This is a genomic window from Pseudomonas sp. LBUM1643 (assembly GCF_059716215.1).
Map to the genome: position 1 here is coordinate 3,887,175 of NZ_CP166813.1, position 23,433 is coordinate 3,910,607.

General features: G+C 58.9%; 19 protein-coding genes. 11 read left to right on the top strand and 8 right to left on the bottom strand.

Annotated elements, in window-relative coordinates:
• Positions 1–118: 118 nt before the first annotated feature.
• Positions 119–484, bottom strand: coding sequence for a histone-like nucleoid-structuring protein, MvaT/MvaU family (locus ACA063_RS17390; RefSeq protein ID WP_162438825.1), 366 nt, complete (start codon positions 482–484; stop codon positions 119–121).
• A gap of 275 nt (positions 485–759) precedes the next feature.
• Between ACA063_RS17390 and ACA063_RS17395 the strand changes: the two genes are divergently transcribed.
• From ACA063_RS17395 to aac(6'), 3 genes are all read left to right on the top strand, one after another.
• A complete protein-coding gene (locus tag ACA063_RS17395; protein ID WP_497662659.1) occupies positions 760–2,349 on the top strand; it encodes a sensor domain-containing diguanylate cyclase in 1,590 nt (529 codons plus the stop codon).
• Positions 2,350–2,437: 88 nt separating this feature from the next.
• Entirely contained in the window at positions 2,438–4,693 is a 2,256-nt protein-coding gene (locus ACA063_RS17400; protein WP_497662660.1) for a TonB-dependent siderophore receptor, read from the top strand.
• A gap of 127 nt (positions 4,694–4,820) precedes the next feature.
• Positions 4,821–5,273, top strand: a complete 453-nt coding sequence (gene aac(6') / locus ACA063_RS17405; RefSeq protein ID WP_497662661.1) for an aminoglycoside 6'-N-acetyltransferase — start codon at positions 4,821–4,823, stop codon at positions 5,271–5,273.
• A gap of 28 nt (positions 5,274–5,301) precedes the next feature.
• Here the strand turns inward: aac(6') and ACA063_RS17410 are convergent, their stop codons facing one another.
• A complete protein-coding gene (locus tag ACA063_RS17410) occupies positions 5,302–5,790 on the bottom strand; it encodes an Lrp/AsnC family transcriptional regulator (RefSeq protein WP_497662662.1) in 489 nt (162 codons plus the stop codon).
• 132 nt (positions 5,791–5,922) lie between these two features.
• Between ACA063_RS17410 and ACA063_RS17415 the strand changes: the two genes are divergently transcribed.
• The 3 genes from ACA063_RS17415 to ACA063_RS17425 all read left to right on the top strand — a co-directional run bounded on the left by ACA063_RS17415 (position 5,923) and on the right by ACA063_RS17425 (position 9,186).
• On the top strand, positions 5,923–7,374 hold the full coding sequence (locus ACA063_RS17415) for an L-lactate permease (RefSeq protein ID WP_497662663.1): 1,452 nt from the start codon (positions 5,923–5,925) through the stop codon (positions 7,372–7,374).
• A 170-nt stretch (positions 7,375–7,544) separates the two neighbouring features.
• Positions 7,545–8,081 carry a P-loop NTPase family protein gene (locus tag ACA063_RS17420; protein WP_497662664.1) on the top strand — a complete coding sequence of 179 codons (537 nt, stop codon included), beginning with the start codon at positions 7,545–7,547 and terminating at the stop codon, positions 8,079–8,081.
• A 124-nt stretch (positions 8,082–8,205) separates the two neighbouring features.
• Positions 8,206–9,186, top strand: coding sequence for an NAD-dependent epimerase/dehydratase family protein (locus ACA063_RS17425; RefSeq protein ID WP_497662665.1), 981 nt, complete (start codon positions 8,206–8,208; stop codon positions 9,184–9,186).
• Here ACA063_RS17425 and ACA063_RS17430 read toward each other — a convergent pair.
• The gene (locus ACA063_RS17430) at positions 9,172–9,591 is read right to left on the bottom strand and encodes a MerR family transcriptional regulator (protein ID WP_497662666.1); all 420 of its coding nucleotides are present in this window, start codon (positions 9,589–9,591) and stop codon (positions 9,172–9,174) included. The genes ACA063_RS17425 and ACA063_RS17430 overlap by 15 nt on opposite strands.
• A gap of 307 nt (positions 9,592–9,898) precedes the next feature.
• On the opposite strand from ACA063_RS17430, the gene ACA063_RS17435 reads away from it, so the two are divergent.
• From ACA063_RS17435 to ACA063_RS17445, 3 genes are all read left to right on the top strand, one after another.
• Entirely contained in the window at positions 9,899–10,459 is a 561-nt protein-coding gene (locus ACA063_RS17435; protein WP_497662667.1) for a lipid-binding SYLF domain-containing protein, read from the top strand.
• A 459-nt stretch (positions 10,460–10,918) separates the two neighbouring features.
• Positions 10,919–14,770 carry a bifunctional nitrate reductase/sulfite reductase flavoprotein subunit alpha gene (locus tag ACA063_RS17440; protein ID WP_497662668.1) on the top strand — a complete coding sequence of 1,284 codons (3,852 nt, stop codon included), beginning with the start codon at positions 10,919–10,921 and terminating at the stop codon, positions 14,768–14,770.
• Positions 14,771–14,981: 211 nt separating this feature from the next.
• Positions 14,982–15,785, top strand: a complete 804-nt coding sequence (locus ACA063_RS17445; protein WP_497662669.1) for a glycosyltransferase — start codon at positions 14,982–14,984, stop codon at positions 15,783–15,785.
• Positions 15,786–15,856: 71 nt separating this feature from the next.
• On the opposite strand, the gene ACA063_RS17450 is transcribed toward ACA063_RS17445, so the two are convergent.
• From ACA063_RS17450 to ACA063_RS17470, 5 genes are all read right to left on the bottom strand, one after another.
• A complete protein-coding gene (locus tag ACA063_RS17450) occupies positions 15,857–16,675 on the bottom strand; it encodes a transporter (protein ID WP_497662670.1) in 819 nt (272 codons plus the stop codon).
• Positions 16,676–16,762: 87 nt separating this feature from the next.
• On the bottom strand, positions 16,763–17,341 hold the full coding sequence (locus ACA063_RS17455; RefSeq protein WP_497662671.1) for a hypothetical protein: 579 nt from the start codon (positions 17,339–17,341) through the stop codon (positions 16,763–16,765).
• Positions 17,342–17,444: 103 nt separating this feature from the next.
• On the bottom strand, positions 17,445–18,467 hold the full coding sequence (locus ACA063_RS17460; RefSeq protein WP_497662672.1) for an HAD family hydrolase: 1,023 nt from the start codon (positions 18,465–18,467) through the stop codon (positions 17,445–17,447).
• A gap of 52 nt (positions 18,468–18,519) precedes the next feature.
• A complete protein-coding gene (locus tag ACA063_RS17465) occupies positions 18,520–19,347 on the bottom strand; it encodes a hypothetical protein (RefSeq protein ID WP_497662673.1) in 828 nt (275 codons plus the stop codon).
• A gap of 16 nt (positions 19,348–19,363) precedes the next feature.
• Positions 19,364–20,182, bottom strand: coding sequence for a DUF2092 domain-containing protein (locus ACA063_RS17470; protein ID WP_497662674.1), 819 nt, complete (start codon positions 20,180–20,182; stop codon positions 19,364–19,366).
• Positions 20,183–20,457: 275 nt separating this feature from the next.
• Here ACA063_RS17470 and ACA063_RS17475 point away from each other — a divergent pair, with 275 nt between their 5' ends.
• On the top strand, positions 20,458–22,068 hold the full coding sequence (locus ACA063_RS17475) for an arylsulfatase (RefSeq protein ID WP_497662675.1): 1,611 nt from the start codon (positions 20,458–20,460) through the stop codon (positions 22,066–22,068).
• A gap of 69 nt (positions 22,069–22,137) precedes the next feature.
• Entirely contained in the window at positions 22,138–23,406 is a 1,269-nt protein-coding gene (locus ACA063_RS17480; RefSeq protein WP_497662676.1) for an OmpP1/FadL family transporter, read from the top strand.
• Positions 23,407–23,433: the final 27 nt, after the last annotated feature.

Here is a 23,433-nt window from a genome sequence, read left to right on the forward strand (position 1 = left end):
AACCCTGTAGGAGCTGTCGAGTGAAACGAGGCTGCGATCTTTTGATTGTAAAAAATCAAAGTCAAAAGATCGCAGCCTCGTTTCACTCGACAGCTCCTACAGGGGTTTTTGCGTTGTGTTACGCGCTACGCCACGATTCAACGGTGTCGGAGCCATGTTCGGCCTTCCACTCTTTAAGCGTTTTGTGGTTACCGCCTTTGGTTTCCACGACTTCGCCCGTTTTCGGGTTTTTATAAACCTTCACTTGGCGCGCTTTGCGAGTGCCTGACTTCGGCTGGGCAGCGGGCGTGCGGCTACCTGCTTTTGGATCGAGCAGATTGACGATGTCTTTCAGGCTGTAGCCGTACTTGGCAAGCAACGCGCGAAGTTTGGTTTCGAATTCAATTTCCTGTTTGAGGCCTGCATCCCCCTTCAAGGTTTCAAGCGCTTTGAGCTGCTCGGCGAGGTGTTTTTCAAGTTGGCGGAACTCTGCAAGTTTGGACATGGAAACCTCGTTCTGATTAGTTTTATAACGTTACACCAAAAATAAGCGTTCGCTAGTAAGATTGTTTTTATGTGCCTCATTTTCCCAATAGATTGAATTAAATAGCGGGCGCAGGGTCTTGTCAGGGTTGCAGAACAGCGCCCTTGCGAGCGCTCAGAGGTATCGTGGGCCTGGACACCGCACGAAGGCGCACTATGGTTTTTCAGAGATGAAACCAATGGACTAACCTGCCTGCATTGATAGTTGAATGCACAGATCAGTCGTAAGGACGTGCAATGCTCCCCAGTGAAGAGCCAGGATTCAAGGTAGAAAGCGCCCCGGAGGCTGCCGCTGCAAAAGCGGTGCGTGCGCGAACCATATTCCGACTCACCGTGAGCTTTATGCTGTTGGTCGTCTTTGCATTCGTGGCGGTTGAAGGCTGGCGGGAATGGCGTGACTATCGCGCCGCGTTTGCATCGGCCCACGATTCGGTGACGAATCTGGCGCGTGCAACGGCTCAGCATGCGGAAGACGCCATCCGGCAAGTCGACGTGCTGACCACCGCGCTCAGTGAACGGGTGGAAGGCGACGGTTTAAAGAACATCGACGTCCCGCGCATTCATAAATTGCTGATAGAGCAATCCAAAATAATGCCCCAGCTGCACGGGTTGTTTATTTATGGCGCCGACGGGCATTGGATTGTCACGGACAAGGAAATAACCCCCGATACCGCGAACAATGCCGACCGCGACTACTTCCAATACCACCGTACTCACGAAGATCGAAATGTGCGTATCGGCGACGTCGTCAAAAGCAGATCCACCGACGATCTGATCATTCCCATCTCCCGCCGCTTGAACAACAAGGATGGCTCCTTCGCCGGTGTACTGCTGGGAACCCTCAAGGTCAGTTACTTCATGGACTACTACGGCGATTTTAAAATCGATGACAAAGGCGCTCTGGTGTTGGCCTTGCGCAACGGAACCATTTTGGTTCGGCGTCCCTTCATGGCATCCGTGGTCGGTAAAAGCCTGGCTAACAGCGAGATTTTCCAGCGCTACCTGCCACACGCCAACGAAGGCGTCGCCGAAGCGAAAGCGGTCATCGACGACACCGATCGCCTGTACGGTTACCGAGCGTTGACGACCTACCCTCTCGTCGTGCAAGCCGGGCTTTCGCGCGAATCCATCACGGCACCCTGGCGCCGGGACCTACTGAAAACCGGCTTCGTGCTGGTCTTTTTGATCGCCGTGCTCGCGGTCTTCGGCCTGATTGTTTTGAGTCAGTTGCGGCAAAGGATGGTAATGGAACGGCAACTGCGTCGTGCGCACCAGGCGATGCGAGACATGGCGTTGACGGACAGTCTGACCGGGCTGGGCAACCGTCGGCGTCTGGATACGGCGCTGATCGATGAAATACGCCTGGCCAGGCGCCAGGGCTCATCGCTCGCCGTGGTCATGTTGGATGTCGACTACTTCAAACGCTACAACGACCGGTATGGCCATGCCGCGGGCGATGACTGCCTGAGCGCCGTGGGCGGCGCGATTCAGCGGGCGGTCAAAAGACCTGGTGACCTGGCCGTCAGGTACGGTGGAGAAGAATTTACCGTGCTGCTTCCCAACACGGACACCGCAGGCGCCAAACAGGTTGTCGAGGGCATCCTGGACGCCATACGAGCCCTGAACATCGAACACACCGAGTCTGCGCTGGGCAAAGTGACCGCAAGCGCCGGGATAGCGGCAAGCCGGCCGGGCATCGAAGACGTGACGCCGGCTGCCCTGCTGAAGCTGGCAGACGCGCAGCTCTACCTGGCAAAACAACAAGGGCGCAATCGCTGGTGCTGCGCCGAGGGGCCCACTCAGCAAGCGTATATTCCGCCGTTATGAGAAACATTCGCAAATAAGTGTATGGCAATATTTCGTAACTGCGTATGATATTGATTCCCAATAACACCAACATCATACGTGAGCTCGCATGTCCTCTCCCATCGCCCTGTGTTCACCACACACCGTTACGCCGCGCGCGCCTTTGGCACTGCGCCCTCTGGCCCTGGCCGTGCACATGCTTGCGGCCGGTATCGCATTCGCTGCGCCCTCGGTGCAGGCGGCGGAACAGACTGAACAGACAGAGACGGGAAGCTCTGTGACGTTGGCACCGATCGCTATCACGGAAACTGAGAATCGCAAGCCCAGCGCCGTGACCGAAGACACCCATTCGTACACGACCGAGGCTGCACGCACGGCCACGCCGCTGAGCATGTCGCTGCGCGAAACGCCGCAGTCGGTCAGCGTCGTGACCCAACAGCGCATACAGGATCAGGACCTGAAAACGATCCTCGACGTGGTCAATAACGCCACCGGTGTGTCGGTCAACCGCTACGAGACCAGCCGGGCACAGTTCAACGCTCGCGGCTTTGAACTCAACTCGCTGATGATCGATGGCGTACCCACCATCTATGAGCAGCCATGGAGCTCGGGGGAGATTTTCAGCAGCCTGGCCATGTATGACCGCGTTGAAATAGTGCGTGGCGCCAACGGTTTGATGACCGGTGCCGGCGACCCTTCCGCGTCCATCAATATGGTGCGCAAGCGCGCCAGCAGTACAGACCTGAAAGGTTCGGTCGAACTGAGCGGCGGAACATGGGACACCTATGGCGTCGAGGCCGACGTGGCCACTGCGTTGAATTCGGAAGGCACGATCCGCGCGCGACTGGTCGGGGAGACCAACGAGGGCGACACGTGGATCGATATGAACTCGAACAAGCGCCAGACCCTCTACGGCACGATGGACATCGACCTGACGCCCGACACCACGCTCTGGTTCGGTTTGAGCCATCAGGAAAGCAACGCCGACTCGCCGATGTGGGGCGGTCTGCCCGTCTGGTACGCCGACGGCAGCCGCACCCACTGGAGCCGCTCCAAGACGACTTCTGCCGACTGGAGCAAGTGGGACACCACCTACAAGACCTACTTCGTCAACCTCGATCACACCTTTGCCAACGACTGGACAGTCAACCTCAGCTACAACCGTGGCGAGCGAACCAGCGACTCTTCCCTGCTCTATCTCTCTGGCAATCCAGGGCAGAACGGCAGCGCCGGCATGGCTTCGTTCCCGGCGACCTACAAGACCGAGACCACCCAGGATGACTACGGCATCCGCTTCAATGGCCCGTTCTCGCTGCTGGGTCGTGAGCATGAACTGGCCTTTGGTTATGTGGACAGCAAACAGAAGTTCGACGCCGATTCACTCGACGCGCAGACGGGGTTCGGCGGCGTAGCCGACTTCGATGCCTACAACGGTAAGTTCCCCGAGCCGGTGTGGGGCCCGAAGACAGACTACGGCTACAGCGAGACCCGACAAAAAGGGCTCTACGCTGCCACCCGCCTGAACGTGACCGACGATTTCAAAGTGATTCTTGGCGCGCGTGAGAGCTGGTACGAGCAGACCAGCGATGACGTCTTTTCGGAAGTGAGCAAGACCGATGTCGATCATGAGCTGACCCCTTATGCAGGCGTCGTCTACGACCTCAACGACAACCTCTCGGCCTATGCCAGCTACACGGAAATCTTCCTGCCGCAGTCGGTACGCGACAGCAATGGCCAGACGCTGGAACCGATCGTTGGTGAAAGCACCGAGCTGGGGCTCAAGGGTGAGTACTTCGATGGCCGCCTGAACGCCTCCGCGGCGATTTTCCAGATCAAGCAGGACAATCTGGGCCAGAACACCGGCGCGCTGATCGACCCTTCGAACCCTGTCGGCGGCTTCGCCTACGAGGCCAGTGAAGGCGCGACCAGCAAGGGTTTCGAGCTGGAAGTTTCCGGCGAGCTGGCAACCGACTGGAATGCCTCGGTGGGTTACACCCAGTTCAAGGTTGACGATGCCAACGGCGACGACGTCAACACGCTGTACCCGACCAAATTGCTGCGCACCTTTACCACCTACCGTCTGCCCGGTGCTTTCAACAAGCTGACCATTGGCGGCGGGGTTAACTGGCAGGACTCGATCTACACCTATGCCGTCAACCCGGCAGGCAACTCCGAAAAAATCCAGCAGGATGCCTATGCACTGGTCAACCTGATGGCGCGCTACGAGATTACCGAAAACCTCTCGGCGCAGGTGAATGCCGACAACATCACCGACGAAAAGTACTTCGACATCTTCGACGCCTACGGCGCCCTGACCTACGGTGCACCGCGAAGCTTTACGGCTTCGGCGAAGTATCGTTTCTAAGGCAAACACTCGGCACCGGCGTTGAGCCGGTGCTGATCGGACCCCCTTGCGAACGCAGCAAATCCGTCCGGCCGATATCACCGGGAATGATCTATGATCGGCGGCTATTCCTTCGAGTGTTCCTCCTATGATCAAACGTTGCACGTTGCTCGACCACGACGGCTGGCTGCCGCTGCGTGTTGCCCTGTGGCCTGATTCCGCCGCGAACAATGACGATGACAAACAGACGATGCTGAGCGCGCCGGAGCGTTATCTGGTGCTGATCTTCGTCAGTGAGAACGGCACCGCGCAAGGATTTGCCGAGGCATCGATCCGGTCGGACTACGTCAACGGTACTCACTCCTCGCCTGTGGCCTTTCTCGAAGGCCTGTACGTCCAACCTGACTGTCGTCGCCAAGGCATAGCGCGGCAACTCGTGGCGGGCATCCAACAGTGGGCCGAAGAAACGGGCTGCACCGAACTGGCTTCGGATGCACTGCTGGATAACCAGGCAAGCCACGCCATGCATGAGTCATTGGGCTTCGCAGAGACCGAGCGGGTGGTTTACTTTTTGAAGCCTTTGGGGGTTGTCAAAGCGTAGGGGCGACGCAAGACCGTTCAGTCCAGGCTCACCCAGCCACGCTCGGCACCTCAAGCCCGACCTTCACGCGGTCCAGCGCCACGATGGTCTTGAACCAGGTCACGTTGGCATTTTCGGCAAACAGCCGCCGCGCCAATGCCTGGTATTCCTGCATGCTGGCGACGGTCATCACCAGGACGAAATCCACTTCGCCAGTGACGTAGTAACACTGCTGAACTTCGGGCACGGCAAAGTGTGCCTTCATCGCTTCCAGTGCCTCGAGGCTGGTGCGCTCGGCCATGACTTCCACAATGATCGTGATCGGCCGTCCAACGGCGGTGGGGTCGACGATGGCGACATTGCCCGTGATGACGCCCCGCTCTTCCATCCGCTTGATACGACGCTGGACCGCGGCCGTGGAGAGGTTGACCTGTTCGGCCATCAGCCGCAGCGGCGTGGTGTTGTCACGCTGGACGAGGTCCAGGATGGCACGGTCGAATTTGTCCAGTGATTCGGATGCAGCGTCGGTTTTGGCCATGGTCGTTCCGCGAGAAATTTTCTCGAAAACTAGCAGAAAACTGCGACCCTTTATCTACCTGTGAGAAATATTATCTTGCCGACAGCCTGCATGTGCAGCGTTGGTCGGGAACTCACACAGGATATTATTGGCATGCTCGCACTGTTCCATCTCTCCCCCGTCCTGTTGGTGACCGCCATGCTCGTGGTGCTGCGCCGGCCACCCGTTCACGCCGCCATCGCCGGCACGCTACTGGTCGTGGTGCTATGGCTCGCCGGCGCGGCTGATGCCTGGCACCTGGGCAGTCTGATAGCTGCCGCTCAGGACACCGCGGTGCTGTTTGCAAGTACTGCTTTCGTGATCGTGCCGGGGCTGGCGTTCGTGATTTTTATCGAGCGTCTGGGCGTCAACCAGGCGTTCAGTCAGTGGGTGCGTTCGTTGGGTCTGGGGCGCGGCGATCAGCTGGTGTTCATCGTCCTCGGGCTGGCACCGTTGCTGGAGGCGATGACAGGGTTTGGTGTGTCATTGATCGCAACCGTGCCCCTGCTGCTCAGCCTCTTCGAACGTCGCGTTGCGCTGCGAATTGCCCTGACTGGCATGGCAATCATGCCGTGGGGCACGCTGGGCCTGGCGTCGGTCATTGGTGCCTCGCTGGCTCATCTGGACGCCCCTGCCCTGGCGTCGACTTCGGCGTTGACCAGCGCACCGGTGTTCCTGGCCCTCAGTGCGTTGGCGCTGTACCTCGCCGGCGTTCGCGAGTCGCGGGAATGGCGGTCGCTGGGGGTTTTCTGGCTGCTGTTCGTGGGTGTGCTGTACAGCGCCAGTCGGTGGCTGGGGCCGGAAGTGGCCGGCGTTGCTGCGGGTCTGGTGACGGCAGTCGCCGTACTGTCCGCCGGGCTGCGTCGTCGTGATGGCGAGCGCGGTGCGGTGCAATGGCCGCGTCAGGCATGGCCGTATCTGGCGCTGATCGTTCTGATCGTTGCGTTGAAGATCCTATGGGCGATCACCGCCTGGCAGGATCACTGGGTCGTACAGGGCGCGCAGGTCAGCTGGAAACCCCTCTCCTCGCCTGGCGTGGCGTTGATTCTGGTGCTGATCGGGCTCTGGTTTCACACGCGCACTACACAACGCCAGCCAGGGTCTGACGTCAGCTTGCCGGCTGCATTGGTCGCTCGGGCAAAGCGGCCACTGTTGACGATTTTCTTCTTTCTCGCGATGTCGCAGATGATGGTGAAGGCTGGCTTCCTGGCGGGTTTGATGCAATTGCTCGCAGGCCTGTCACCGACTGCCGCGACGTCACTGGTGGCGATGCTTGGCGCGCTTTCTGGCTACATGACCGGGTCGAATGTGGGTGGCAACGCGATCTTCATGCCGGCCATCGCCATGTTGCCCGAAGGCTCCCGCCTGTTGCTGGCCGCCGTGCAGAACAGCGCGGCGGGGCATGCCGCGCTGGGCTCGCTGTCGATTGTCATGCTGATCCTGGGACTGGCTAAAACCCAGGCGCAAGAAGAAAGCGATCTGGTCAGGTTCGGTTTTGCGCTGGTCTGTCTCAACACGGTGTTAGTCGCGTTGGGCGCGGTGTTGCTAACTGGATGGTTTGAATAACATTCGAGCAGCATCCTGTGGCAAGGGGATTCATCGAAATGCCGCCGCAGACCCAAAACCTTGTGGTGAGGGGATTTATCCCCTCACCACAGAATTCTGCTCGTCTGTAGATCGTCAAAGCGATCAGAGTTAGGCACAATTGTCGGCTTTTTTCGCGACAGGAAGTCACCATGAAACGCGTCGTCATTCTGGGCAACGCCGGTAGCGGCAAGTCCACCCTCGCCCGCGCACTTGGCGAGCGCCTGGGTATCCCCGTGGTGCATCTGGATACGCTGTTCTGGGAACCCGGCTGGGTCGAACCCGACGCCGAGCAATTCCGCGCACGGGTCCGCAAAGCCATTGCACCGGACGCGTGGATTTGTGAAGGCAACTATGCGCGTCGCACCTTTGAACTGCGCCTGCCTCGAACCGACCTGATCATCTGGCTCGACACGCCGCGCCTCACCTGCTTGACCCGGGTGATCCTGCGCAGCGTCATGAACCACCCTCGCCCAGACCTTCCAGCCGGCTGTACCGAGAAGATCGACCGGGCGTTCCTGACCTTTTTGAACTTCGTGTGGACTTTCGACCGAGGCTACCGTCCGGGTATCGAGTCAGTCCGCCTGGCCGTTGGCCCGCATGTTCCAACCCTGCACCTGCGTGGCACCCGGCAAATTGCCGCGTTTCTCGATAGTCTGCCCGCGACGCCTGAAGGTTGCCTTGAATAGAGCGAAGCTGACGTTCGCCATTGCGCTGCGCGAGAGCTGACGCCAGCACTTGACTCTGTCCCTAGGGACAACCCACACCCTGCCTTTTCCGTTCAGGTTCCGCCGTCAGCGGATAAGGCAATTCATGAATACGCTATCGATGGTCACCGGTGCCAACGGGCATCTTGGCAACACCTTGGTCCGGGCGCTGCTGGCCCGTGGGCACACCGTGCGCGCGGGTGTTCGGGACCCGCAGCAAAGCACCGCGCTGAGTGGGCTCGACTGCCAGATTGTGCGCGCCGAACTCCAAGACCCTGACTCGCTGCGCAAAGCCCTGCAAGGGGTGGACGTGCTGTACCAGGTAGCAGCAGTGTTTAAACACTGGGCAAGCAATCCAGACACCGAGATCGTCGACGTCAACGTGCAAGGGACCCGCAACATATTGCGCGCCGCCGCCGAGGCCGGGGTCCGGCGGGTGGTCTATGTCAGCTCCGTCGCGGCGGTGGGACACGACGGCCAGCGTCTGGATGAAAGCAGCTGGAACACTGATCAGAGCAACCCGTACTACCGCTCGAAGATCCTTTCTGAACGCGTCGCCTGGGACACCGCCCAAGCCTGTGACCTGCCCATGATCGCTGTATTGCCCTCGGCAATCATCGGCCCTCACGCCACGCGGCTGACCGACACCATGGGATTTCTTGCGGCCGTGCTCGCGCGCAAACTGCCGCTGGACCCGAATTTTCATTTTAATTTTGTCGATGTGCGCGACGTCGCCGATGGCCTGATCGGCGCGGCTGAAAAAGGCCGCCCCGGCCAGCGCTATCTACTCGCCAATCAGCACGCGTCATCACTGGCTGACGTGATCGAGGCGCTCAACACCCTGTGCCCCGATTATCGTATGCCACCCCGCGCACCAAAAACCTTGCTACTGCTGATCGCCTGGCTGCAAGAACAACGGGCACGGTACACCGGTCAGCCCGCCGAATTGCTGATCAGCCAGGTGCGAATGTATTATGGGGTAAGCCAGATCTACTGCATCGACAAGGCCATCAATGAACTGGGCTTTCAACCACGCTCGCCGCACAACGCCCTGAGGCAAGCGTTTGAACACCTATTGGCGCGCTGATGCAGGTGCAACAGTGTCTGAGCACACAATTGACGCCGTGCCAGGCACTGGTATGGAGGCGAATTGCAGATTGATCTGTTGCTGCAACTGCGTCAGGTGCTGCTCCCGATGCTGCAAGGCAAGGATCTGCGCTTGCAGCTCCAGGCGCTTGAGCTCGATGCCCTGATTGGCCAGCGCCAGGGGAAACGGCGCCTGATGCTGCTTGGCGGCCAGCAACTCGCTCATCTCCCCCAGCTTGAACCCCACCGACTGGGCACTGCGAATCATTCGAACCAGCGTCAGATGATGGGCCGTGTACAGCCGATAGCTGCCACTGCGCTGTGGCGTCAGCAGGCCCAGTTGTTCATACAAACGAATGGCTTTGGGCGTGCTACCCGACAACCTGGCCAGTTCACCGATGTACATGCACTCTCCTTTTGATCCAGCTCCGATCCACCGGGTTTTGGTGTATTTGATCTCATCCCCCAACTTATTGCTCGGCTCTTGTTTCAACAGAACACCCAAGACAACGAACCCGGCCATTACGCAGTGGTCAAAGCCAGTGATGGCATCGCCCCTGAGCAAAGGCCTCAAGCCAGTTTCATTCAAGTGCGACGCTTGCGATTCACACACTTTAGGGTGCACCGGATAACCGTCAGTCGCTTCGCTCCTGCCTGACGCAGACGTCGAATGCCACTGCTGCCATCCCATGCTCCCTTATCGGAGTACGGACATGACTCATTCGATGCGCTTCTTCCTTTCGATCTTCCTCGCGACCGCCTCATTAGCGTCGGCGAGTTTCCTCAACACGGCGGGGGCCGCCACCGCCGAGGACCTGGATGCCGACTCTCGGCAAGCGTTGCAAACGCTCTACAAAGCCACACCCTTCGCCGAAACCATCGCGCAAAAAGCCAAAGCCGTGCTCGTCTTCCCGAAAATCATCAAGGCCGGCCTGGTGTTCGGCGGCAGCTATGGCGAAGGCACCTTGATGAAAGGCACGAAAGTCGAGAATTACTACAACTCCGTCACCGGGTCATGGGGGCTGCAGGCAGGTGCCCAGTCGTATGGGTATGCAGTGTTTCTGATGACCGATAAAGCGGTGAAATACGTGAGTGAAACCAAGGGTTGGGAAATTGGTGTTGGCCCGACCGTTGTAGTGGTCGATGAGGGGGCAGCGAAAAACCTGTCCAGCTCCACGCTTAAAGACGACGCGTATGCGTTTATTTTCGACCAGCAAGGGTTGATGGCCGGGGTTAGTATCGAAGGGACGAAGATTTCTTTGATCAAGCGTTAAGGTGGGCAGAAAAAGATACCTGTGGCGAGGGAGTTTACTCCCGCTGGGCTGCGTAGCGGCCCCAAAGATGGGCCTGCTGCGCAGTCCAGCGGGAGTAAACTCCCTCGCCACAGTTTGTCTGGCGCAAGACAGTCACTGCTCGTAGAGACTGAATTCTCGGCTCAGGTCCGTTATTTTTTCAACGAAAAACCGGGCATCCGTGTGGTGCATGCAGCGACCAACCGCTATAAAAAAGTGCACACCACCTTGCATCCCGACACCTCTCACTGCCTGCAAACCCCAACCAGCCGGCGCGGTCATGTTCTGGCTCGCTGTTTGCACTCACCTGTCTCGCAGTCAACGCTGATTGCACATACATACGACAAAGGCGCCGTGTAGCTCCCCGTTTTGACGGAGGGGTTACATGGCGCCTTTTTTGTTTCCGGCGGGCAGGTGTTGGCAGAGTGTCGAGGGGCGAGGATGGCTAGCAAAACCGTACGCAGCGTGTGTCCCTATTGCGGAGTGGGCTGCGGCATCGTCATGCAGGTCGAAGCGAATTCGGTGGTCAAGGTTGTGGGAGACAAGACCCACCCGACCAACTTCGGGCGACTCTGCACCAAAGGCAATACCTGTGGCCAGGCGATCGAACAGTCGGGCCGGATGGAAAACGCCTACCTGCGCCAGGAGCGCAATCGAGACCCGGTGCGTCTCGCGATGGACACCGCGATCAGTGAAACGGCCAGGCGTTTGCGCGAGATTCTTGATGCTCACGGCCCCGATGCGCTGTCGTTTTATGTCTCCGGGCAGATGTCGCTGGAAGCCCAGTACCTGGTCAACAAGTTGGCCAAAGGCTTTGTCCGCACCCACCATATCGAGTCCAACTCACGCCTGTGCATGGCCAGCGCCAGCAGCGGTTACAAGCTATCGCTGGGGTCGGACGGACCACCCGGTTCCTACGAGGATTTCGATCACGCCGACCTGTTCTTCGTGATCGGCGCGAACATGGCTGACTGTCACCCGATTCTATTCCTGCGCATGATGGATCGGGTCAAGGCGGGCGCCAAGCTGATCGTGGTCGACCCTCGTCGCAGTGCCACGGCGGACAAGGCCAGCCTGTTTCTGCAAATCAAACCCGGCACCGACCTCGCCCTGCTCAATGGCTTGCTGCACCTGCTGGTGAAAAACGGCCACACCGACCCGGACTTCATCGCCTCCTTCACCGAAGGGTGGGACGCCATGCCCGGGTTCCTGGAGGACTACTCGCCCGAAAAAGTCGCCGCGATCACCGGGATTCCCGAGGCGGACATTCGCCAGGCGGCCGAGTGGATCGGCCAGGCTACCGAGTGGATGAGCTGCTGGACGATGGGCCTGAATCAAAGCACCCATGGCACCTGGAACACCAATGCCCTGTGCAACCTGCACCTGGCCACCGGCGCGATTTGCCGGCCGGGCAGCGGACCGTTTTCCCTGACCGGGCAACCGAATGCCATGGGCGGTCGAGAGATGGGTTACATGGGACCCGGTCTGCCGGGCCAGCGTTCGGTGCTCGTCGAGGCTGACCGGGCGTTCATCGAAGACCTGTGGGACATTCCGCAAGACAGCCTGCCCCGGACTGTCGGCGGTGGCACCGTGGCGATGTTCGAGCAGATGCGTTCGGGGCACATCAAAGCCTGCTGGATCATCTGCACTAACCCCGTCGCCTCCGCCCCCAACCGGCAGACCGTCATCGAAGGCTTGCAGACTGCCGAACTGATCATCACCCAGGACGCCTTTCTCGATACCGAGACCAACCGCTATGCCGACATCCTGCTGCCCGGTGCGCTCTGGGCCGAGGCCGAAGGCGTGATGATCAACTCCGAGCGCAAACTCACGCTGATGCAAAAAGCCGTGGAGCCGCCCGGCGAGACGCTGCCCGACTGGCAGATCATCGCCCGGGTCGCCTGCGAAATGGGCTTCGCCCAAGCCTTCACCTACGCCTCTGCTTCCGAGGTGTTCGAAGAGATCAAGCGCGCCAGGAACCCCAAGACCGGCTATGACATTCGGGGCGCGAGTTATGCGCGTCTGCGCGAAAAACCGCTGCAATGGCCCTGCGCATCGGATGACACGCCGGACCGAAACCCGATTCGCTACCTCAACAACGGCGCCAGCCAGACGCTAAAGGTCGACGCCGATGGCAGCCAACCCGTCATCGTGTTTCCCACTGACAATGGCAAGGCGATGTTCCTGGCGCGTCCGCACCTGTCACCGGCGGAAATGCCGGGGCAGGATTTCCCCTTCGTACTCAACACCGGTCGCCTGCAGCACCAGTGGCACACGATGACCAAGACCGGCAAAGTCGCAACGCTGAACAAGCTCAATCCCGGGCCCTTCGTCGAGATACATCCGCAAGACGCCGCCAGCCTGGGCATTAAGGACAACAACCCGGTCGAAGTCCGCTCGCTACGGGGCCGGGCGGTGTTACCCGCCGTGGTCACCGACCGCGTGCGGCCAGGCAATTGCTTTGCGCCCTTCCACTGGAACGATGTGTTTGGCGAAAACCTGGCAATCAACGCAGTGACCCACGACGCGGTCGATCCGATTTCCCTGCAGCCAGAATTCAAATTCTGCGCGGTCACTTTGCAACGGATCGAGCTGATCGAGCATGCGTTCCTGGACATCCCGACCCGTATCGATTCAAGCACGCCATCCGTGAGCAGCAACCGTGAGCCCGCACCCTCTTCCACGACAGACAACACCCCCTCGGTGACGCTGCTGTGGGCGTCGCAAACAGGTAACGCCGAAGCCCTGGCCGAGCGTTTTTCCTCACGATTGCGCGACGCCGGGCTGGCTGTGGAGTTGAGTGCAATGTCCGACTTTCCCGCGAGCAAACTGGCCAGCACCCGGACGCTGGCGTTGATCAGCAGCACCTTCGGTGACGGCGATCCGCCTGACAACGGCGAAGGTTTCTGGAACACCTTGAGCACCGCCGAGACGCGTCTGGAATCGCTACGTTTTGCGGTACTGGCGTTGGGTGACCCCAATTACGACCAGTTCTGCCAGCACGGCAAAAGACTCGATCAGCGTCTGCAGGAACTAGGTGCGACACGGCTACTGGAACGCGTCGATTGCGATACCGAGTTCGAGGCTCGCGCAGACACCTGGCTGGCGCAGTTGCACAACACGTTGATGCCCGCGCAATCGGTGAAGGTCGCGCCAACACAAAACGCTGTGGTTCACGCCATCGGGGCGCCCAGTAAGGCCAATCCTTATTCGTCACGGTTGTTGGTCAATCGGCACCTGAACCATCAGAGCGAAAACAAGGAAACCCGAATGTTTTCACTGGCCCTGAATGATTCCGGGCTCAACTATGAGGCCGGCGACGCCTTGGGGGTCTGGCCGCGCAATTGCCCGGAACTGGTCGGCGAGTTGCTCCAAAGAACCCGACTGGGCACTGACATCACCGTCAGCATCGATAAGCTGGGTGATATCCCGTTGCACCAGGCCCTGACCGAGCACTTTGAAATTGCCCGGCCAAACAGCGATACCCTGGCGTTCATCGCCGAGCGCAGCACCAACCCAGCGCTGAAACAACTGCTGGGCAGTGAGCGCAAGGCGCAATTGAAAGACTGGCTGTGGGGTCGGCAACTGGCAGACGTGTTGCAGGAGTTTCCGATCGACTGCTCGGCCAGCGAATTGTTGGGCACGCTCAAGCGCCTGCAACCGCGCCTGTATTCCATTGCCTCGAGCGCCAAGGCACATCCCCGCGAAGTCCATCTCACCGTGGCCGCCGTTCGCTATGGCAAGCGCAAAGGCACCTGCTCGACCTTCCTCTCCGATCGCGCAGAAGGTGGCGAGGTCCCGGTATTCGTTCAACCGTCGAAGCACTTTCGCCCTCCGGTCGATGGCGACCTGCCGATCATCATGATCGGTCCTGGCACGGGCGTGGCACCGTTTCGAGGGTTCCTGCAAGAACGACGTGCGCGGGATGACAAAGGTCGCAACTGGCTGTTCTTTGGCGAGCAGCACGCCGCGACGGATTTCTACTATCGAGAAGAACTGGAGGGCATGCAGCGTGATGGTCTGCTGACTCGACTCAGCCTTGCGTTTTCCCGTGACCAGTCAGAGAAAATCTACGTGCAGGATCGCATCCGCGAACACGGCGCCGAGCTTTGGCGGTGGCTACAGGAAGGGGCGCAACTGTACATCTGCGGGGATGCCAGTCGCATGGCCAAGGATGTCGACCTTGCCCTGCGCGAGGTCGCGCAACGCCAGGGTGGACTTGACCCGAAGGGCGCTACTGAATACTGGCGCCACTTGAGCGAGCAGAAACGCTATCTGCGAGACGTTTACTGACTAAACAACAGCATCAGCTCAGGCGGGCGCAGCGACTTTTACCCCGTCTGACGCGGTAGATTGCGATATTCGGTTACATATTACCGCCGCGTTAAACGCTCCGAATCTCTGCGAACCTGCCGAGATTAAGTTTCGTTTAAGGTCGTCTCCCTACTCTCGCGCCCAGGCACATCGCTGCACAAACACGTGCAAACAACTGGGCATTCAGGTTATGAACCACCTTTCAAACAACACGAATCCACCTTTCAGCATCGTTCTGGTCAATTACAAAACACTCGACATCACCAAAGCCTGCCTCGAGCTTTTACACAAACACGTAGGTCACAGAAACATCCCGGTCTGGGTCGTTGATAACGACTCTGCGGATGAGAGCATTGAATACCTGCGCTCGCTGGCCTGGATCAACCTGATCGAACGCAAGCCGGCCGGTAAGGAAGCGGGTCACATGGCGCACGGCAGAGCGCTCGACATGGCACTGGCGCGCGTCTCGACCGACTACCTTTTCCTGCTGCACACCGACACCTTCATCTACGATGAATCCGTGTTCGACATGATGTTGAGCAAATGCATCAACGATCCGCAGGTAGCGGCCGTTGGCTGTGTCGAGCAACTGGATCGCGGGGTGATCAGGTCTTCCTGGCGTTACGCTTCGCGGCTGTTCAAGCACCATTACCGCCGTGTGAAACAGACCATGGGGCTGCGCTCCAAAGACCCGAAACCCTGGCGTGAAGTCCACCTGAAGAGTTTTTGCACCCTGTGGAACTGTGGGCTGATGAAGCAACACGACCTGCATTTCCAGCTGGATGATCGTGTGCCTGGGTACACGCTGCAAGACCGCATGGTGGGAATGGGATACAGCGTCGAATTCATTTCTCCCGGAACGATATTCAAGTACCTGGACCACATCCAGGCCGGCACAGTCTCTGCCGCCGGCGGCTACGAAAACACTCATCGCCGCAGCAAAATGTATAACGACATGCTCAAACGCATCGGTAAAACCGGCTATGCGCAATAAGCGCAGACCGACCTCATCAACGTACGCACTTCGGGATGATCCGACTCAAGTCGCCCACTCAAGCTCGCGGGTCACTTGGGAAACAGAAACGTCACCGCTGCTCGTACGCCCCAGCCCCGGGCGCCGTCTTCCGGGCTGTCGGCCCAGTAACGTGGGCCGACCTGAATCGTCAGCGGCTGGCCCGCGATCTTCAACAGTTGAGTGACCGTCGCATTCACCGGCACGGCCCATTCCTTTGACTGCCAGTTATAAACCGACTCGGTGTTGATCCCGAAGGTGGTGTAGGTGGAAGTGGTGTACGACAGGAACGGTTGCAGGAACGTCTGGTTGACCTTTTGCGCACCATTGGAGCCCTCTCCATCCAGACTCCAGATGTGATTGGCCAGGATCCCTCGGGTCCAGCCGTTGGATTGCTTCAACGCCACAACCGTGGGGCCCAATCCCCATTGGCGACTGCTCAGCAGTGCATCGCTTCCGGTGGGGATCAGCAGCGCCGGCCCGCCTCCGAGAATCCAGCCACTGGCCGTAGGCGCCTTGGGCGAAAAGAAGAAGCTCTGGGTAACGTCGCCGATGCCGGATTTATCCGCGACGCCATTCGGCGCCAGGCCATGCTGATCGATCACGGGCAAAATCGTCCGTGAAATGAGGTTCCACTCATTGTTCAATTCGAAAGGCAACACCGGTTGAATGTTGGTCACGCTGTGCATGCCCTCCCCCGTCGGCCCCATCTTCTGGTCCCAGGTGTACTGGATCGGCAGGCTGTACATTGCGGCAATCGGGTTGAGCGCCTTTTTCGCCAGCTCAGCGGAATCCTCGGCGAGGGCCAGTCCCGACGGAGCAAGGCACAGCGTGCAACTGAGCAACAGGTATTGAGGTGGATGCCTCGACATGCTTCAACTCCCGATGGAATCGACGCCAGCAATCGGTGCCCTCCGCGTGAGTGAAGGCACCTTGCGTTCACCGCTCAACCAGCGATGTCAATGCTGGCTGGTGACTTCAAGAATATCGGTGTAGGTAACCCGGATACTCTGACCTACTTTCAGATCCTTCAACTTCGCCTGGATTTCAGGTCTTTCGATGTCAATGACCTTGGACTGACCGGCAGGGTTTTCGAAGGTCAACTGTTTGTTCTCCAGGTCGATGTTAGTGATCTTCAACTGGACCCGCACCTGACGGTAAGCCTCGCCTTCGGGATTCGGATTGTTTGGGGTGGCGCGAACATCGCCGATGGTTTCGCTGTTCTCCGGCAGCCCCTGGTCCACGTCTGTGTCGAGGTAGGCCGCCACCGAATGCGTGACTTCGACGTTGACGCTGTCACCGACCTTGAGGTTGCCCAGGTCTTTGGCCCGATCGGTCAATTGCACATGGACCCGTCTACCGGCGGGGCCTTCAAGGACGACCTGATGTTTGGCGGCATCGACCGCCAGGACCTTGGTCACCATCTGATCGTCCAGCACCTCGGCGGCCAACGGAATTTGCGCGGCAATCACGCTGAAGCTGGCGACCGACAGCAAGGCAGTCAGCGTGATTGCTTTAGTCAGTAAATGTAGTTTCACCGCCTTTCCCCTCTCTATTAAAGTCCAAGCGGATTGCACAATTGCAATCCATGTCGCTGGAGTCTCCACAAACAAACCGAGCGTGCTTCCGCGCCGTCATACATCAAGGCTCGAACGCGAAGACACGCTTCCAGTCAGTCTTCATTTTTATGATCGTCCAACCCTGCTTTTCTGCCTGGTCATACAGGGACTGGGGGAAGGTGCCGACTTTGCTGTCTGGCAATCCTTGGGCGGGCCCGTAGGCGTACTCACGCTCCTTATCGTCGTGCAACAGCAACATGGCCAGGTGAGCCCCCTTACCCGCACTGGCGTACTCCAGCATTTGCTGATCACCTGTGGAGTTGCCGAAGGCCGCCTGAGGGCGGCGACCGATCATCAATTGGATGCCTTCGGGTTTGCCGGCGTCATTGTTGTTGAGCAACAACTTGGGCTCCTTGATCAGCTGGGGTCTGCCATCCGCGTCGTACCCGTAGGACGTAGTGCCCGCCGTGCCGATAACCTGTTCTGGGGGAATGCCGTAAACCTGCTCCGAGTAGACGCGAGTGAAATCCTGACCGCCTCCGGTCACGATGTAGGTTTTGTAGCCGTTCTCGCGTAAATAACTCAGTACTTCCTGCATGGGCAGGTAAGTCAGATCGGTGTATGGACGTTTCCAGCGGGGATCATGCGCTTTCGCCAACCATGCCTTGACCTGCGCCTGAAACGTTTCTTCCGACATTCCCGTCAGCGCGGCGGCGGCAATTTTGACGATGTCGGGCAGGGTGAGTTTGGTAAGCGCTTCACGGTTGCCGGACATGACTGTTTTGAAAGGCTCCACCTCTGCAAGCGCAGGCTTGGCCTTGACCAGCGCGGGCACCTGTTCGAGGCAATACATCAACAATGAGTAAACCGGTTGTTCTACCCACAAGGTGCCATCCTGATCGAACGTCGCTATGCGTTCTGAGACTGGCACGAACTCAGCTCCACCTTCGGTGGTTGTGGCCTTCACGAAATGGATGATCGCCTGCTTGGCCGCCCCCTCATTCCAGGAAGGCAACGGTTCGGCATGCACACCAGCCGCCGACAACAGCAGCACACCGATGAGACAGGTGCGGCGCAAGTGCACAAACACTGAAGCAACAGTCATGTTGAGCCCTCTCATGGAGGTAAAGGAACAATAGCGCCGTATCCGGCTGCTCTTACGGCGTTGGCACCACGGTGTAGTACACACCGTTGGCACCGTAGGCAGGTTTTACCCACGAATTTCCGCATTCATAGTAAGTACGGCTCGACACGGTTCTGAGCCCGCATCCCGTGGGAAGACTGACAAAGGTGGTGCCCATGGGCATTGTCGACGGCGCGGATGCTGTCATCCCTGCGTTGTAACCTGCGCCGTAGGCATTGTTGGCGGCATTGTTTGCGGCATTGTTACTGGCTGCTGTCGCGATAGCGGCACCGGCTACCATCCCTACAGCGGCTGCAGCGGCGGGATTCACGTCATTGTTATAACCACAGTTGTAGCAGCCGCTGCTGGCATAAACGGCAGTCGGCGGATGGTAGTAACTGGTGCCGTACGTCGCTGGATGGTAGGCGGTGGTGCCATACCCGTCCGCGTGATAGCCGCTGGCGGTTGCGCCATATTCGCCTTGGGCGTGCCACGCCCCTTCCCCGCCGGAAGCCGTGCCACCTTCGGCGCCTGTGCCATGCCACGAGCCCTCGCCACCCGAGGCTGTTCCGCCGTTTTCATCCTTGCCACTCCAGCTACCACCGCCACCGGAAGCCGAGCCGCCGCGATAGCCAGAACCGCTCCAGCTGCCGCCACCGCCAGAAGCCGATCCGCCACGGTTGCTTTCACCACTCCAACTGCCGCCACCGCCTGAAGCAGAGCCGTATTCGCCGGAATGGCTCCACGAGCCACCACCGCCAGATGAGCGCCCGAAGCTGGAAGCATGCGACCACGCCGCCGCTTGATTACAACCGAGCAACGCGACCAACAGGCCCGCGAACGTCACGATAGATCTGTTCATGGTTCAGCCTCCTCGCTCAGGGTTTTGTCACCGGATCTTTAACCCCATCCGGGGCTTGCAGTTCTGGCGGCGGAGCAAACTCGATGCGGTGCGCCGTCTCGGCATGTTCGGGTTTGAAGAAGTCTGCAGGTAACGCCGATTCGAGCTTCCAGTCATTGAATGCAACCTGATGCCGGGCTTGGGTCGGGTCATCACGGAAGACAGCACGCAACATGCGCGGCAACTTGTCCTGTGCGCCGACCCAGGCCTGGACGAACACGACATCGTTGGCGTACGCAATCACGTCCGTCGTCGTATTGCCGACCACCGTGGACTGACCAATGTAAAACGCCAGTCGCATGTCCCGCGCCAGATCCTTGTAGGGGTCGGCGACGATCACATCGGTGAAGGGAAAGTAGATAGCGGCACGCTGGTACGCGGCCTCAAGGGTTGCATCGATGGTAGGCGGTGCATCTGCCTGCGCCAGCAGGTTTTGCTTGGGCTCGAAGGCATAGGCTTGCTTGCCGTCATAGTAAAATTCGGTCGCCGGGCCATCGCCCGAGGTCAACACGCGCAGACGGTTTGGTCTCTGCACATTGACCAGCGCTACGGTGTTATAGGCCAAGGGTGGGCCGAGTCGACTGGGTTTTTCGTAGGTGGTGATGGCGGTGAAGCTCATGCCCTGGGCGCCGGCCAACGTGGTGCTCATGGTCTTCAGAATCTCCAGCGCCTTGGGCTCCAACTGGTTTTTTGGCGCATCAACAGCAGCGGGCTCGGCCGCCTGTAATGGAACAGCCACCACTCCCACGATCACACTGAGAGAGAACAATCGGACACGCTGCAACAGGTGCGACATCATTTGTTCTCCGTAGAGAGCCGGTCAGGTTTTAAAGCGTAGCAACGGATTCAGCAGTAACGCGGATTAATTACGCCGCACATTCCAATTTTATGACGCTCAACATTTGAATCGCTAACGCCTCTGTAAACCCTGTGAAACAACGGACACCCGCCGGCCAACTAATTACTGGATATTTCATAATTCATACCTACGCTCTTCCGCGGGGGATCCAATTTTCTGGGTGGCCGGGGGGCTGTCCTAATGGTGCTAACGCCAGTACGCAGGATGTCGACATGAACCGGACGAAGCTCTCCATGATGTTCGCTGTTCCCTTACTGTTGTCTGCAATGGCCGTCGTGGCACAGGCCGCCGACAAGCCCCCCCCAAACATTGTCGTGATCATGGGCGATGACATTGGCTGGTCCAATATCGGGGTCTATAACCAGGGGATGATGGCGGGTCGCACGCCCAATCTCGATCAGCTCGCCGCTGAGGGCATGCGCTTCACCGACTACTACGCTGAGGCCAGTTGTACCGCCGGGCGCGCCAACTTCATCACCGGCGAACTGCCGATTCGTACCGGCATGACTACGGTCGGCCAGGCGGGCTCGCCCATCGGGATCCCCAAAGAAGCGGTCACCATCGCCACCGCCCTCAAATCCATGGGGTACGCCACCGGCCAGTTCGGCAAAAATCACCTTGGCGACCTCAATCAGTTCCTGCCCACCGTTCATGGTTTTGACGAGTTCTTTGGCTACCTCTATCACCTCGATGCCATGGAAGACCCTGCGCACCCGAATTACCCGCAGGAGCTGCTCGCCACCGTAGGTCCGCGCAACATGGTGCACAGCTGGGCGACGACTACCGACGACACCACCGAAATGCCACGTTGGGGCAAGGTCGGAAAACAGAAGATCGAAGACGCTGGCACGCTCTATCCAGAACGGATGAAAACTGTCGACGACGAGATTCGCGACAAGGCATTCGCTTTCGTCGACAAGGCCAAGCAGGACAACAAACCCTTCTTCCTGTGGCTGAACCCAACCCGGATGCACATTGTCACTCACCTTTCCGATAAGTACGAGAAGATGCGCAATTCTGAAAATGGCTGGTCGGAACAGGAAGCGGGCATGGCGCAACTGGACGATATCGTCGGCGACGTCATGGCCAAGCTGAAAAAAGAGGGCATGGATGACAACACCATTGTGGTGTTCACCACCGACAACGGCGCGGAAAACTTCACTTGGCCAGATGGCGGTACCACCCCATTTGCCATGGGTAAAGGCACCATAATGGAAGGCGGCTTCCGGGTTCCGGCGATCGTTCGCTGGCCTGGCAAAGTACCGGCCAACACGATCGGTAACGGCATCATGTCCGGCATGGACTGGTTCCCGACCTTTGTTGCCGCGGCGGGTAACCCAAACATCACCCAAGAACTGCTCAAGGGCAAACAACTGGGTGATACCACCTACAAGGTTCACCTCGACGGCTACGACCAGACTCCGATGATCACCGGCACAGGTCCATCCAATCGCCATGAAATTTTTTACTTCGGCGAAAGTGCTTTGGGTGCGGTGCGCATTGACGACTACAAATATCGCTTTATTGACCAGCCAGGCGGCTGGATGGGTGCAAAAGTAGCCATGGATGTTCCGATCCTGACCAACTTGCGTCTCGACCCGTTCGAGCGCATGGGCTGGCCGGAAAATCAATCTGCTCAAGGTTCGCAGCAGTATTTTGACTGGTTCAAGTATCAATTCTGGCGCTTCGTGTTCGTGCAACAGCAGGTGGCCAAGCTGGCTGAAACCGCGATTGAATATCCGCCGATGCAAAAAGGCGCGAGCTTCAACCTCGACTCTGTCAAAGCCAAAATCGCAGCGGCTCGTGCAGAGATGGCCAAGTAGGTTCAGCGAATTACGGGTGGCTGAAACGGCCACCCGCTTTCGTCACGGACGATTTGCTGAGGTAACCATATGTTGAAAAAAACAGCGTCTTTGCCCGCCCTGACCCTGCTCGCACTTTGCTCGCAGCAGGCTCACGCCGGCGGCATCATGCTCTACGAAATCGGTACCGATAACGCCGGCCTGGCCAACGCCGGGGCTGCGGCCAGGGCTCAAGGCCCCTCGACCATTGCCAGCAACCCGGCGGGCATGAGTTACCTGCCCGGCACGCAAATCACTGGCGGCTTGCAGGTGCTGTACGGCAACCTCAAATTCAATCGAGACGACGACACCAACGTGGCCGGCAGCGGCAGTGGCAGTGCCCTGGACCCGACACCCGGAGGCAGCTTTTTCATCACCCATGAACTGGACGATCACTGGAGCGTCGGCTTCGGTCAGTACGGCGACTTCGGTCTGGCGGTCAATTACGACAACGACTGGTCGGGGCGTTACTTCGCGCAAAACTCGAGTCTGCTCGGTTTGTCGATGGTGCCCAGCGTGGCGTATCGCTTCGACGAGCAATGGTCGGTGGGTGTCGGCGTCAAAGCCATGTACGGCAAGATTCAAGCCCAGACCGCCATCGACCGCTCGCCGTTGGGCCTCACCGATCGCGCTGACGGTCAGTTCAAGTACAAGGACGAAGATTGGGGCTTCGGCGCCAACGTGGGGGTGATCTACGCCCCGCAGCCTGGCACGCGCATTGGCATGACCTACACCAGCAAAGTGGATCTGAAGTTTGAAGACGGGTTGGATGTCAAAGGCAACGGCCTCGTCCTCGATCGCTTGAATGGTCTCAATACCCAACTCGACATGACGGTGCCACAAACGGTCACCCTGAGCCTGTTCCAGCAACTTGACCGACAGTGGGCCGTGCTTGCCTCGGTCAATTGGCAGGACTGGTCGGAATTCGGCGATGTCGGGGTCCAGGTCGATACGGCGGCAGCCGGCGCGCAATCAACCACCATCGACGCCAATTACAAGGACACCTGGCAACTGGCGCTCGGCGCGCAATACCAGGCCACCCAGCAATTGTTATGGAATTTCGGCGTGGCTTACGACAGCAGCGCGGTCTCGGATAACGACCGCACCGTGACCGTGCCCATGGCCGAATCCTGGCGCCTGGCGACGGGGGCCACCTATGCGCTGAACAAGGACACCGACATCAATGTCAGTTGGGCCCTGGTGTGGCTGGGCGACATGCCGGCGGACCAGACCAAATCCCTCTCAGGCGATCGAATTTCCGGTCAATTCGACAGTGCCTGGATTCAAGCCGTGACCGGAAACATGACCTGGCGTTTCTGATGGTCTGCGAACAAAAAACGACTTAAT